This window comes from Microbispora cellulosiformans (assembly GCF_008728085.1).
GTDB classification, from domain to species: domain Bacteria; phylum Actinomycetota; class Actinomycetes; order Streptosporangiales; family Streptosporangiaceae; genus Microbispora; species Microbispora amethystogenes.
On record NZ_VYTZ01000003.1, the window covers coordinates 656610 to 671447 of the forward strand.

The following is a 14838-nucleotide window of genomic DNA, read 5'->3' on the forward strand; positions in this document are numbered from 1 at the left end:
CTCAGGGGCGAGGGCACGCCGCACACTGGCTCGCCTTACTCCGCTGCGGTGAGCCGGCCCTCCCCGATCAGGGTTCGCAGGATCTCCAGTGCGGCTCCACGGGAGAGGAGTTCGTGTTTGCGCTCGTTTCGCCGGTTACGAAGACACCCATAACAAGATGTCTCCTCACCGCAGTCGCAGGTTGACATCCGATGGAGTGCGGTTTCCATCACGACGTCCAGACCTTGCGCGATCCGCAACACTGATCCGGCACCGCCCGGGACGGTGTCGTAGATGACGAGGCTCTTCTGACCGTCGGCTCCCGCATGTACCGTGCCGTCGATGTCATCCCGGCTGATCTCCAGGCCATACGCCGCGCCCTCCAGAAGGGCGTACAGCGTGGAGAGCCACCCCGGCCAGTCCTGGCTCAGCCCTTCGAAGCGAATCTCCAGGATGTCCGTCTCATACTTGTGCGCCAGGGTGCGCCACTGCAGCGGACCGGTACACTCGGACTGCCGCAGCGGACTGATGTGACTCTTGACAGCGCGTCCCAAGTTGGGCGTCGCCCAGCCGCACCACTCACAGATGAGGTAACCCGCACCAGCCGGGCCCTCAGACAGCGCGATCATCTCGCCCCTGGTCCCCGAGTGGCATTGCACCGTCATCCCGCCCGCCGCACGCCAGTGGAACGGAGTGGGGTCATCGGCGAGTTTGACCACGAGCGTGGCCCCGTTCCAGGAGGTCTTGGGCGGGGACGTGGACGGCTTGCTCGTTTTGCGCTCGGCAACGAAGCCGAACTCCGGGATGCAGTACTCCCGGGGAAGCGAGTCGGCGGGCATCTCGCACGCAGGGCAGACGAGATCCAGATCGTCGTCGACGTGCCGGAAGTACTGACAGTATCGGCAGACGTGGTAGCGCCTGGTGATCAGTTCCCGGCCGGGCAGGCGGTAGACGCCTGCAGATTTCCATAGGACGCCACCCGCGACCACTTCCGATCCAGGTGCGTACTCGTAGATGGCGCTGGACAGGTCACGGGCGAGCTCCAGCTTCGTACCCACGGGGCTGTCGCAGTGAACGGTGCGGAGTTCGACCGTGTCCACGGGAAAGCCGTACTTCGGGAGCACGTTCCGGTTCGCCAGGAATCCGATGAGGTTGCGCCTCGTCAAGGTGTTGATCGTGCGCTGGTAGTGCTCCGCCACGCCGAACTTCTTGTCCGCCACCGCCTCCTGGATCTTCTGCTCGAACGTCGTGATGTCCTGATCCAGCTCCTGTCGCACCTTCTCCAGATGGTCGCACAGGCGGATGACCCAGCTCTCGGAGTCGATGCCGATGTCGGACTGCACCTCCGGCGGCAGAACCTGTCGCAGGGTCGCGGTGATCTCGGCAGGCACGGGGCTGAGGAATTCGAGGACCCTGTTACACGGCGGGTCTTCTCCGGCTCCCGGCCGGAAGAACTCACCGGCAGTGCGCCAAATCGCGCCGCTGGTCGACTTGGCGTACCGGAAGAACGCTCCAAGCGCCACGGAATGGGCGTGGCGGCGGTCAATACGCTCGTTGCCGAGCGGCACGTACGGCGCCCGCACCTGGCCCGCGATCATCGCCTCGGGCTCCTGGTAGCGCGACAGATCATGAGAACGCCGCTGGGCGTAGGTCAGCACCAGCGCCGCGGAGTCGGCACGTCGGCCGGCGCGGCCCGCGCGCTGGATGTAGTTGGCCGTGGTCGGTGGCATGTTGCGCAGCATGACCGTCTGCAGTTCGCCGACGTCCACGCCGAGCTCGAAGGTGGTCGAGCAAGACAACACGTTCACCTCGCCGCGGAGGAACCGCTGCTGGATGTCGGCTGCTTCCTCACCGGTCCACTGCGCCGTGTGCTCACGGGCGGTCAACGGGATCGGCTGCATCGACTGGTAGAGCGAGGTGTAATGCTCGGCCGGATCGGCCTTGGCCTCGATGAGGCGCCCGCTGCATCCCATCATCGGGCAGATGCCTCGGATGTTGACGCCGGTGAACCGGCGGCACAGGTCGCATCGATAGAGGACGTCGGCGAGGGAGATACGAATTCGCTCGTGGTTCACCTGGTGGACCACGCCGACCCTGCGCGGGTTGTCGCTGGGTAACCAGCCGCCCCTCAGACTGGTGAGGAACTTCCAGCATCCCTCGAGTACGGTCCTGGGATCCGCACTGGAGCCCATCGTCGCAAGCAGGCGCGTCAGGTAGTCGAGCCGCCGATTGCGCCCTCGGGTCGGCAGCCAGCTCAGCACCTTCAGCTTCGGCTCCGCGCCGTCGCTGCGTACGTAGATCGGCCCGGTCCGCGGTTTGAACGCCTCGTCCCTCGGGTCCACGCCCTCGGGCATCGTCAGCACGCCCTGATTTCGTACGGATCGAACGAGCTCCTCCACCAACCCCCAGCATTCGGCCTCGGACAGGCCGAGGGCGAGGAGAGGTGCGGGCAGCTTCCACTGCTCGTCACGGCTGAGCTCGACCCGGATGAGGCCAAGCCCTTCCAGGGACTTGCGCTCGTCGAGAGCGAGCAGCTCGCGCATCACCCAGAGCGACACCTCGCGCTGCCGGGTAGGCGCGTCGTCTTTGCTGGGGAAGACGCCGGCCTTGTCGGCGGCCTGGGTCACATAGAAGATCAGAGTCTTGAGGCTCGCGTCCGGCTGTTCCCTGGTCGCCTGGCGCAGTCCTTCCATGATGAGACGCCGGTGCTGCACTTCGCCGTAGCTCGCCTCAAGGTAAGGCGCGAAGAAGGCGGCCGCCTGCCGGTTGTCGTTGAAGGTGAGGAGCTTGCGCCCCTCGCCCGGGTGGTCGGCGACCTCCACCTGCGGCGCCGGAGGGATCTGCTGGTAGAGCGCGGTGGCGAGGACGGCGGTGGCGGCGTCGTTGCCGCTCTCGAACTGCCGGATCATCTCGGCACCACGTCCGCCGCAGACGAGGCATCCGGTAGGGGAAGCCGCTTTGGTGTTCAGTTTCCGTACCGCCCGCAGGGCGCTCTCCGTACACCCGTTCCGGCCGCAGGAGAGCTGTGGCACGGCATGGAGCGCGCCGCATCGGGGGCACAAGTGAGCAGTCTGACCTTCGATGACGCCCACCTCCTCCAGGGTCACCTCGTCCTCGTCGATTACCTCCGGGGCATCGTCGAGCAGCAGCCATGCCCGAGGATTCTCGTTGCTGATGCGAGGGGTGAAGAACTGGCCGCCGGCTGACAGCTCCACGGCACCGATCAGATGGACGGCACCGCAACGCTTGCATCCGGCGATCTCGAACATCGCACCCGCACAATGCGGGCAGGATTCGTGCCGGCTCAGGGAGACGTGCGGGCCGTGGGGCGTCAGACAGGTATAGGCGCCCTCGGTGGCCCGGGCGAACAAGTGGTAACGCGCGGACAGGACCGGCGTGCCCGAGGAGTCGTGGATCCGGCTGCCCACGTCGACCAGGGCGGCGAGCCCGCCGGCTGGGTCATCCTGGCCACCGAAAATCAACTGCGCGAGGTCATCAAAGGCGCGCGGCCCATTGGCCAGGGTGCCGCGAAGCTGCGCCATCGCGTGTTCGTGCGCGAGGGCCGTGCCGGCGTCGGAGTACTGTTCGCCGGCGTGCCAAAAGAGGTCCTCCCCGGGATCCTCGCTCTGGGCGAGCTCCTTGTAGTCCGCACCTGACATAGGGCCCCAGAAGGGGCCCTTCGGCATGCTTACCCGCGTCGCGCTTACCAGGTCTCTGCGTGCGGGATCATCCTCGACCCACTCGAAGGGAACGTTGAAGAGCTTGGACGCGAAGTCCATGACCGCCTGCGGCTCATCGCCGACGGTGGCGCTGGTGGCGATGCACTGCAGCCGCTGCTTGGGCGCTACCCGATCGTGCAGGCGGCGCAGCAGCATGCCAAGCTCTTCGGCCCTGGCACCGTCGTATACGTGTGCCTCATCCAGGGCGATGAACTTCCAGTGACCGCCGTGCTCGCCCTCGAACAGATCCATGTCGGCCGGGCGGAGCAGCAGATACTCCAGCATCGCGTAGTTGGTAAGGAGGATGTGGGGTGGCGTCGCCCGCATCTCCTCGCGGCTCAGCAGCTCGTTGGGCAGCCGCTTCTGGCCATGGTTGAGCTCCTCGAACTGGGCGAGGCCGTCGTGTCGCCGCTCCTTCGTGTCGCCCGTATAGCGGCCGAATGTGATGAAGGGTGTCTGGGCCAGCATCAGACGCAGGCGCTTGAGCTGGTCGTTGGCGAGTGCGTTCATCGGGTAGAGCAGCAGCGCTCGAACCCCTGGTGTGAGTTGCCCGTTGTCGTGCTCAGTGATCAGGGAGTTCAGGATCGGCAGGAGGAAGGACTCCGTCTTGCCTGAACCGGTGCCGGTGGCTACCACTAGATTCCGCCCGCGCGTGGCCTTGCGTATCGCCTGCTCCTGATGGAGATAGAGCGGACGGTCCAGCGGCAACTCTTCTCCGCCGAGCTTCGCGAAGGCGGGCGAGAGCACCTTCTCGTCGACGAGGTTCTGGAGCGTGGCCCCGGTCTGGTACGGCGGAGTCGCCTCGAGCATTGGGCCCTTGGTCAGCATCGCAGTGTTCGTGATCTCCGCTGCCAGCGCTTCTGCGATCTTCGTATCGCGTACGGGCAGGATCGACCGCAGGTAACGCCGGTAGGTGTCTGTGATGAGGCCACTTGTCTTGAGCGGATCCACAGGTTGCTCCGATGGCTGGGGGGACGATCGGGGGAATGTGTCAGCGGCCGTTCACGTCAGGGCGGGGCCGGACAGGCTGGCGTTGCAGGAAGATCCATTCACCGCCTGGGTTGCTGGCACCGAGCAGGCGGCCTGGTTCGTGCAGCCACGGGAATTCGGCCTGCAGTTCCTTGTAGCTGTCGTTGGTCACCACGACGGCCTTCTTGCGTTCGGCCAGTGTCGCTACGAGTCTGTCGGCCTTGCCCTTGGTGCCGGCGGGGACCTGCGTAATCCATCCGGAGCGCATGCCCTTTCTGAGCTCTTCGCGCTCAAGATGGGTGAGCTGGTGGACCAGTGCCGCGTCAACGATCACCGAGATCTCACCGTCGGGGTACTGCTGCTTGAAGGCCTCGACGGCTTCGAGGAGCTGGGCGAAGCTCGGCGAATCTCCCGCCTTCACGTCTCGGCCCAGCCAGGCGATGTTGGAGCCATCGACAACGAAGGACTTTCCGTTGCCGCGCCCAGGTTGAGGCGTGGGTATAGGAGCCGGCTGAGGGGTGGGTGGCATGAACTGAGGGGTGAGATTTGCAGTGCCACGGTCCCCGACCTGTCGAGGAGCCGGACTGTCCGAGGCAGGCCGTGACGATTGGTGAGGGATGCCCTCCAAGGCCGTCATCTGCTGCTGAATCGTCGTGATGGACAGGGAACCGCCGTGGGTGAACTCTGCGATCTCCTTGTCGACAAGCACCTGACCGTCGCGATCCAGGGTGGCTTTCACATGGAGCAGGCCGTCCTGCTGGTAGGTGTACTCCAAAGTGAACGAGGCCTGGTCGCGGGGAAGGCGCCGCGGGTACCGAACATGCAGAGTCGTGAGCTGGAAGTTCTCCGGATCGGACAAGGGCTTGTCCGGGTCCGCTTCCCAGATCTCGATGCTCAGTTCCGACTGGTGGTCCTTTTTCGGGGTGTAGTTCTTCTTCTCCCGGATGGGCAGGGGCGAACGCGGCTTGATGATCTCGCTGAAAACCTTCTTGCCGCTGTCGACCCTGTCGTACGCGGTAGTGCCGAGCGCGTACATGGACGACACCTGAAGGTAGCTGTCGACTTCCTTGTCCACGATCGCCGCGGCGATCGCCGCTCCACGTGCGACCGCGGTCATGGGGTGACAGATCTCGGCCGGCACGGTCTCGGCGTCCATGAGCCGCTCGACGGCCGCGCGGACGCAGGGCATTTGGCTGGTTCCGCCGATGAGAAGGACGTCCGAGATCGCGGTCGGCTCGACGCCGAGGTCATTGAGACACACGCGGACCGGCTGCAACGCTTCCTCGACGAGATGACCGATGACGGACTCCAACTCCGGCCTGGACACCTCGATCAACCGGCTGACGCCCGGGACACGCGTGAGAACTGTCTCCTCCGTCGAGAGACGAATCTTCGTTCGCTCCACCGCGAGTGCGAACTGCCGTTCTTCTTCCAGGGACAGCTCGGGCTGGCGACCGATCTTTTGGACGATGAGCTCGCGTAGCTTCTTGTCGATCTCGATACCGCCGAGCTGCGTAATGCCGCGGGACGCTCGCTCCTCGAAGAGGCCGTCACGGTGTTCGAGTACGGTCACATCGATGGTTCCGCCACCCCAATCGAAGACCATGATGGTGCCTTCGTCCTGGATGTCGTGCATATAGGAGAGCGCGGCTGCGGTCGGCTCGTTGAGGAGCGCTTTCACCTGGATACCGGCGGCGCGTGCGGCGGCACGCGTTCGATATCTGGCACCGCCCTTCGCATTGGCCGGCACCGTGATGACGGCGCTGTCAATGGTGGTGAGGCTGTTCTCCGCGCGCTCTCGCATTGCTTTGAACACACCGGCTGCGACCGCAGTGGCGGAAACTCGGCGATCGCGTAGGGCCACGCCGCCGTCGTCGCGGAGCATGCGCTTGCATGCCTCGATCACGCGGTTCGACTGGAGCTTGGCCTCCCACCCGAACAGCGCGCCGAGACGGAGTGAACTCTCGCCGACGATCGTGGGGAACAGACACTCGAAGGAGGGATAGAACCACTCGTCCTCGAGGTGCTCACTGTCCAGCGCGAGGACGTCGACGTCTTCCCCGTTCCATTGAGCGACAACGGAGTTGGTCGTGCCGAAGTCGATTCCGGTAGACATTCTCATTCTCCGGAGACGGTGTCGGTCACCGCGGTCTCCTGCAATTGGGGCGTGGTTGTGCGGCGCAACTGACCGGGCCGGATCGTCTGCCCGGTCATCTGATCTATGTAGGCGGACTGAACGACCTGTACAAACTGGCCGTCGTGGCCCTCGTTGATCACTGTGAACCGTTCCGGGTGGGCAGTAGGGTCGTCGACACGCTCCAAACCGGCACGAACAAACCACTCGGGGAGGAGCTGTGGAACCTGCTCCAAGGTCCCGTCCTTGACCATGCGTTCCAGCTCGGCCAGATGTGACAGGTGCAACTTCCGGCTGCGTAGCGCATCGAGCACGGCCTGCCGGATCACGCTCAGCAGTTGCTGTTGCGTAAGAGCCTCGGCATGTTCACCGCCGCTCTTCTCGAGAACGTCGGAGACCTGTCTTGTGAAGCTCTCCAGGAGAACGGCCGGGTCCAACTGTGTGCGTTCTTCGGCTATTGAGGAGAGTCGGACCTTCATCTCCCGGCGCAACTCGGCCTTGATCTCCGCCTTGACCTCGTGCGCGAGCTCGGCGCGGATCTCCTGCCGGAAGGCGTCCCGAATACCCTTGCCGATGTGGGCCCGCACCTCGTGGCGGATGCTATCGATGATCCGCTCCCCGCTGGTGTTGACGCTCTTCTCGATCGCCGTGCGGATTCTGTCGTCCAGTCGCTCCGAGCCGGCCGGGGTTTCCCGGGAGGTGCTTCTCCCGCGCCTCCCCTGTCTTTCGCGAGCCCCAGGCTGAGCATTTTGCGAGTCGCCCTTGCTGGAGGCTGCCCGGCGCGGCTTAGGGGGCTTTTGGGGCCGGAGCTCTGAGGACATCAATGCTTCTTTCATGGAATGGGGGCGGACAGGAAGTCACTAATGATCGTCTGTGCGGCGGCGTCGCGGAGTGCCGCGATCTCTGTGGCCCCGCTGAGCGGCGTACGGCGAGTCAGAGGTTCCACCGGCGGGAGGAGCAGAGACGAACGTTTCAGTGGCATCTGCAGAGCTTCCTCATCCAGCGGGAGAACGTAGAAATCCGCCTCGGTGCGTTCTGCCTGCTGGAGTCGGCGCTTGGCTGCGTTAATCAGCGTCAGGCGGTCGACATCGCCGTCGAGCTGCTTGCGTAGATCGCGCCACTGGCTCTCCCAGTCGGGGTCGCCGTGGGGCACGCCCAGCATCAGGTAAGGGTTTTCCCAATGGTCGCGCTTGTTGACCAGTTGCGATCTGCGATGGCGTAGCCGTCGCAGGTTCTCCGCCACGGTGGGATGAAAATCTTTTACCGCATCGAGTAGCCGAATGCCGAGTTTGAGATCGTTCGTGTCCTGGGCCAGGTAGGCGGCCATGTTGTGGATCTCGGCCCGCATCGTATCGGGCAGGAAGGGGCGACCGTCCTCGGTCGTGTGCCCAGCGGCGGTCGTCAGGCGTTGAACCTGCGCCTTCGCCTTGTCTAGCCAGCCCATCAGCATCCACCGATAGCAGTTGTACATCGCTCGCCAGGCGTGGAACTCGCTCGCTTTCGCGTTGATGAGGTCGGCCGGTATCCATAGTGCGGCGAGTAGTGCCCAGAGGCCGCGATCCTTTGTTATGTGCTGGGGCCAATGGCCGGTCTGAGAGCCAAGCATGATCTCGTCGAAGAGCGGGCGGCGTTCCGCAGGTATCGCGGATCTCAACCTGATGTCGGTTTCTCCGCGCCAGAAGGCTGCCAGGAGAGAGTAGATGTCGTCGCCGTCGACGAGATCGTCGCCCACCAGGAAGGCATGACGCCGCTCCAGCTCAATCCATTCGAGTCGGTGGGCTTCATCTCGGCTGAGTGACTCCGGGGCGAGGCGCGCGCGAAGGTAGAGATTCTCCTTTTCGTCGCTGCGCAGCCTCCAGGGCTCGTCATCGGGGCCTATGAGACCGAGGTCGATGAAGTCGTCCACAACCGACAGAGGCGATTCGGGTACCACCCTCGCGATCTCGTCAGCGCCCACGACCGCGGGATGCCCCAGCGCGGCAAGGTAGATACGCCACTCCGGCGCCCCGTCGAGTACGTCCTCGCCGGGAAGCTTGACCCTCCCGGCGACGGGATGCTCGAACGACAGCAACTGGACCCGACGAGCGCCGATATCGCTCATCCATGGCATTCCGGCCTGGAGTAGTTGACTCAGATGCCAGATAAGGTGGGCAGGTCGTATGGTCGCCAGCCCTGACTTGAGCGCGAGAGGTAGGGAAGGCTCGGGCGGACCATTGAGGGCCGCCTTGATAACCTCCCGGCTGGTCGAATCCGTACAGTCGGTAAGCAGGGCCGCCAACGCCTCACGTAGGCGTGCGATCGAGTCCTCGCCGCGGACTCCCAGCTCCGCCCAGGCTTCGGCGACGGGATCCCGTTCCGTGGTGACCCCGGACCTGAGTCGGGCAAGCCTGTCAGCGCGCTTTTGCCGCCATGCCGCGACGCTCTCGGCGCGGCTTCTGGGCGTGTTCAGAGCTATCCCTCGATCGATACGGATAAAAGCGAATACTGGTGACGAATGGTGCGTACGTTACCAGGGTCGACCTTCTGATCTATTGCCGTCTTCCGTTGAGATACGATTGTGATCACGGGCCGCGACCAGGAGCTCTGCACGGATCAGGTCAATGGTCGTCAGGTCTGGTGCGATTTTGGCCAACATACGCCAGAGAGGGCGGAATCGCTCTTCCAGAACACGGCAGCCCTCGTGCCCATGCGCCGCGATCCGCGCGATGAGCGCGAGCGCAATCGACATGGCGGGAAGCGACACCCAGCCATCGAGCCGGTTGGGATGGCAGCGTGCTGCGACGTACTTGTCCAGGCCGCGGAACTCGGTCACCCGCAACGCCAGGGCCTCGCGCACGACTCGCTCCGCGTGCTCGGCGAGCTTCCGGCCGTCACGCGAGTTGCGCTGGTCGAAGAGAAGACGCGCGGCCGTCACTCGGGTGTCCTCGTCAAGCAGGGCCGCCGGAACAACCCGCGCGGCGCTCCAGAGGCTTTCGAGCATCTCCGGGGCCTGACGGGCCATGAGCTCTGCGCCCTGATCGAACAGGCCGGCCCCTGCGTGGGGGTCGTCTCCACCGCTAAGTATCGCGACCGCCGCTTCGCCGCACTCGGCGCGTATCTCTTCAAGCAGCTCGGAGTCCTCCGGGGTGTCGGCCAACGCCGATGCCGTCAGGAGGGCGGCAGCGACGGGTGCCTTGCGCCAGAGAGGGATGTCAGATGCAAGGCACTGAGCGGCTGTTGTAGCGGCTATACCAGTCGTGATCAGGGCGACCACGTTGCGGTCGGGGGGAAGGCCCGCGTCCGTAAGGGACCGGATCGCCCCGGGCTGACGCCGTAGCAGCGACGCGCAGTCCTCGATCCAGCGGGCGGCCGAGGGATAGTCGATGCGGTTGGCCAAATCGACGACTGTCCACAGCCGGTCCAGACGGCTCACCTCGGTCGGGAACGCGTTCATTCCCGCCAGGTAGCCGGACAACTGCCGTTCCTCGCTGTTGGCGCCGGTGTAACACCCCGGAGCCTCGCATATGAGCATTTCGCGGGGATGGGGCCAGCGCGGCCACTCTGACGACACCCAGGGATCTTCTACAGCAAGACGGACGTGCAGGCGTCCGGTGTCCACGAGGTCATCAGGGAGCGGAATCGAGCCGTCCTTCTCCACAGGGGTGATCCTTGCTTCTTCCCAGGGTGCGGTGCACAGATAGATCCCTGCCGTGAGGCCTTCGACCCATATGCACTCGTCGAGGATCAGCGACCTGCCTGTGATGCTCACCCCGGCCGCGAGCCTGGCGGGTCGTACGGTTCCGACGAGCACCGACAGACCCGCGACTGGAAGGATCAGGTCGACGCTGTGATGTTCGTCGACAGTGTCTTGGGCACGCCTCAGGTTGTAGCGCCCACGCCCTGAAGGGGCGATCTCCTGTATCGGCCGGCGCCCCACCTGTACCTGGATCGCCGGGAGTGTCTCGACACCTGGCACCTCGATCAGGAGAGATTCGGCCTCGCCGAAGATCTCCGTGAGCAGCCGTGCCGGCGCGGCGCTCCACCGGGGGCCGCCCGCGGCCTCCTCGACCAGCGCCCGCATGAACGGCGGCGTGACGACCAGGGGTTCGGTCTGGTCTCCGGCCGCGCAGCTGACGACATGCTCACGTTCGGCGGGCGAGTAGGACAGGGTGTACCGATCGATGGTCATGCCGGGCCTGCAGGTGAGGGCCGCCTGTCCTGCCACCAGCCCCTCGCCGCTGAATAGGCGCACGGAAGGGGCATAGCGAGGACTCAGGCCCTCGGCGACGTAGACCGTCCTGCGGACGCTGCGACCGATCGGTCCGCGGACAGTGATGTCGAACGCTCCAAGCAGCGGCCGAGGTACGCCCGCCCACAGTTCCTCAGCCAACTCCGCCGGCTCATCAACGGTGAGGGACCGGGTGAAGAGGCTTTCACCGCCGGCTGCGGGCCGCACGTCGATGAGCCAGGTGGTGGTTGTCTCGGCAGGCAGCCATATTGTGGGCGGTTCGGAGTGGACCGGTGAGCCATACGGCGTGGTGATGCCAGGTATCGGTTCATTGGTGATCACACGAGGCTTGCTGTGTCCTCGGATCGGCCGGCGTCTGGCACCCTCGTCCGTGAGCCCAACCCAGGTCGCTCCTTCCAGAGCGACCTGGACCAGGCGCCAGCCGTCCCAGCCCACTGGCAGCGGGCTCTCCACGATGATCCGGGGCTCCGCGTCGGCTGCCACCTCCCGATCGCCGGGGTACAGCAACCACACGGCATCGGGCGGTACGGCTAGATGGGCGGGAAGGCGTCGACCATTCTCAGTGAAGATCATCAGGGGGTCGGCCGAATCGACGATCTCGATTTCCGTCTCGTGCTTCGAGCCGTACAGCGAGACCTGCGCGACGCGTCCTGGCTTCGCGAGGGCGAAGGACGTGGCTGGCGCGCCTTCCGCTGCCCCCACCCAGAGCGCGCGGCTCTTCACGAGGGTAGGAACACCATCCACTGTCACGTTCCAACGGGCCGTGCCGTCCGGCGCCTCCCCGACCGGAGGAAGCACGATCTGCACGCCCTGACCGAACGGCTCCAGCCCGAGTCGAGGCTGCTCAGCTCGTGCGAGCCGCCTGCCGATCGGCGCCCTCTCTTTGAGATCGAGACGACCCTCCCGATGCAGTTCCTGGGCTCGCTCGATGAAACGGATGGGCAGACCGAGCCCGTCGAAGTCGGGCTCTGCAGATCGCATTCGATCGAGTAGGTCGAGAGACCGGTCGATCATGTCCACCGCGAAGTCGGTGCCGTACTGGATGAACCTCCGCGCCGGCACATCGAGGGAGTTGAGTCGCGTCCCCCGCGCGGTCGCCCACGTGAGTAGCGTGTCGGCATCGATCGCAGGATCCTGCGCGTGCCGGCGGAGGAGCAGCGTGAAGAAGTCCTCGAGGCAGAAGGTTGGAATGCCGGCATGCATGAGGATCGGCCCGACGTACTTCTGCTCACGCTCAGGGAACAGCGGAAGCCGGAACTTTTTCAACGCCGCGAGAAACGCCGCTCCCCAGGCCGTCGAGTCCTGGGGGACACTGAACCTGCTGTAGCCGAGCGCCGTTTTGAGGTAAGGCCAGAAAGTGCCCTGGCGGTAGTAGCGGACCGCCACGCCGGTGAGGGTGACCGCCACGCACGCGGGCCATCGGCCGAAGAGGGAGAGGTACTGGCCCTTCTCCACCTTCAGCTCGTAGAGCCCGCCCAGCGCCTTGGCGGCCGAGGCGAGTGTGTCCTGATCGACCTCGATTTCGGTCAGGAGGGAAACGCTTGGGAGCTGCGGCTGCCACTCTGCTTCGTGTCGGTCCAGGAGCTCAGCGAACTGCCTCGCTCCGACCTCGGATAAGTAGCTGTTAGGCATGGGGCGCGCACCGTCTGTCATCGGCAGAGTGGCGCATGTTGGACTGCGAGGCTGCTTGGAACACCGCGTTCCCCAACGTTCGGGCTTTACGGCCACTCGGGAGGGCTTCGACCAGAAGTAAACCAGTCGTTGATGGTATTCACAAGTATTCCTGCTGAAGTTGGGATTGGTGAGATACCGTGAGCCCTGCCGTGTGGTTCAGGAGAGAGGTCAGGCATGCGAACTGACGCGACGGTAACCGCCGCGGACATCGCGCGGATCGCCGACGTCGGCCGCGCCGCGGTGAGCAACTGGCGTAAGAGGTACGAGGACTTTCCGCAGCCGGTCGGGGGGACCTCTTCGAGCCCTACTTTCTCGCTCCACCAAGTAGAGAATTGGCTGCGCAAGCAGGGGAAGACGTTCACGGTCTCGGCCGGTGACCGTATCTGGCAGACCATTCGCAGTTCGGGCGACGATCTGCGATTGGGTGACATGGTGGCCACTATCGGGTGCTTGTTCCTCTTCCTGCAGCGCCACCCGCAGGACTGGCAGCGGCTTACCGAGGATGCGGACACCCTGCGACGTCTGCCGGAAGTGCTCGGACAGGCGGTACCGGATGTCCCGGGACCGTTCAGCGAGTTAGGCGACCCATCGCTCATGCGCTCGCTGGCTGCTTTCGCGCGGGACGAGGGGCCGGCGGCCGCCTTCGACTTCCTCTGCGATCGATATATCGAGGCACACTCGCGGCGTCTTCTCGTCACACCAGAAGAGATCGCGAACCTGATGGCCTCGCTGGTGGAGGGGGAAACCATCCTCGACCCGGCCTGCGGTATCGGCACGCTCCTCGTCGCTGTGAAGGGATGTGTGCTCTACGGACAGGAGATCAACGGCACGGGTGCGCGACTTACCGCAGTGAGGGCCCTGCTTCACGGGCGCGATGCGCGGATCGCGGCACGAGACTCGCTCCGGGACGACGCGTTCGCGGGAAAGCAGGTAGACGCTGTCGTTTGTAATCCGCCTTTTGGAGATCGCGCCTGGGGCTACGAGGAACTGAGTAGCGATCCCCGATGGGAGTACGGCCTGCCTCCCCGTGGAGAGCCGGAACTCGCGTGGGTCCAGCACTGTCTCTGGCACCTCAAGCCCGGCGGCCAAGCCGCCATCATGATGCCTTCCATCGCCGCGGGGCGGAGAAGCGGCCGTCGAATCAGAGCGAATCTCCTCCGGGCCGGTGCTTTGCGTGCGGTCGTTTCTCTGCCGCACGGTGCCGCACCGGGTTCGAGCATGGCACCCGACCTTTGGCTCCTGCATCGCCCTGCCGCAGGGGAGCGCGTTCCGTCCACGGTCCTCATGGTCGACGCTGCTATTGATCTTTCTCGGGTAGGACCCCTTTGGCAGGCCTACCGCAAGAATCCCGAGGCGGAGATTTCCGAGCCCGACTGCCGCACTGTGCGGACTATCGATCTCCTGGACGACGAGGTGGACGTCAGTCCCACTCGGCACCTCGTGATCAAGGTGAGCGGCGGCGATGAGGCGTTCGCCTATGCCAGGGAACGTATACGGGAGCTCATGCCGCTGGATTTGCCGACGTTGAGAGCCGCTCCCAGGCTCAGGCAATTCTCCATGACGACGTTGGGAGAACTGGCCAAGGCGGGAGTTGTCACCCTGCTGCAGGCCCCGCTGAAGATGTCCGTCGACCAGGGTGACCTACCCGTGCTGACGCTCCGCGACGTTGTGCTGGGTCGTGGGCCAACTGGCTGTACCGCAGATAGAAGCGGAGCAGTGATATGCGAGGCGGGGGACGTGGTGACTCCTGTGCTGGTGAACGAGCCGGTCGCTCGGGTCATCGAGCAGACGGGAAATGCGCTGGGGCCGCAGCTCTGCCTCTGCCGTCCAGACCCTGAACGGCTGGACCCGCTTTTTCTAGCCGGGTTCCTCAGGGTCGCGAGGATGTCAGGGCTTGCGCGTGCCTCGACGGTCTCCAGCCGTATCGACCTGCGGAAGGCCCAGGTGCCGAGACTCCCGATCGAGGAGCAGAGGCGCTACGGCCTGGGCTTCCAGCGGCTGATGAAGTTCGAGAGCGCTGCCCGCGAGATGGCGTCATTGAGTGATGCCTACGTTCGCCTCGGTTTCGCCGGTCTTGTCGACGGCATGCTCGATCCGGATGAGTAGATCGGTGTAATTTCGCTGAGCAAGCTGTG

Annotated in this window: 6 protein-coding genes; 1 reads left to right on the top strand and 5 read right to left on the bottom strand. The window is 64.9% G+C overall.

The window, feature by feature from the left end; genetic code table 11:
- Window positions 1–35: 35 nt before the first annotated feature.
- The 5 genes from F5972_RS10965 to F5972_RS10990 form a co-directional block, all read right to left on the bottom strand.
- Complete coding sequence (locus F5972_RS10965) at window positions 36–4649, bottom strand: DEAD/DEAH box helicase (protein ID WP_150933331.1); 4614 nt, start codon at window positions 4647–4649, stop codon at window positions 36–38.
- 40 nt (window positions 4650–4689) lie between these two features.
- Window positions 4690–6783 carry an Hsp70 family protein gene (locus F5972_RS10970; RefSeq protein WP_150933332.1) on the bottom strand — a complete coding sequence of 698 codons (2094 nt, stop codon included), beginning with the start codon at window positions 6781–6783 and terminating at the stop codon, window positions 4690–4692.
- A 2-nt stretch (window positions 6784–6785) separates the two neighbouring features.
- Window positions 6786–7637: a hypothetical protein gene (locus tag F5972_RS37130; RefSeq protein WP_191910059.1), complete on the bottom strand. Its 852-nt coding sequence runs from the start codon at window positions 7635–7637 to the stop codon at window positions 6786–6788.
- The gene (locus F5972_RS10985) at window positions 7634–8902 is read right to left on the bottom strand and encodes a hypothetical protein (protein WP_225311339.1); all 1269 of its coding nucleotides are present in this window, start codon (window positions 8900–8902) and stop codon (window positions 7634–7636) included. Before F5972_RS10985 ends, F5972_RS37130 begins: the two co-directional genes overlap by 4 nt.
- A 405-nt stretch (window positions 8903–9307) precedes the next feature.
- Complete coding sequence (locus F5972_RS10990; RefSeq protein WP_150933336.1) at window positions 9308–12661, bottom strand: hypothetical protein; 3354 nt, start codon at window positions 12659–12661, stop codon at window positions 9308–9310.
- A 216-nt stretch (window positions 12662–12877) separates the two neighbouring features.
- On the opposite strand from F5972_RS10990, the gene F5972_RS10995 reads away from it, so the two are divergent.
- Window positions 12878–14809 (top strand): N-6 DNA methylase, encoded by a 1932-nt coding sequence (locus tag F5972_RS10995; RefSeq protein ID WP_150933337.1) that lies wholly within the window; start codon window positions 12878–12880, stop codon window positions 14807–14809.
- Window positions 14810–14838 lie beyond the last annotated feature (29 nt).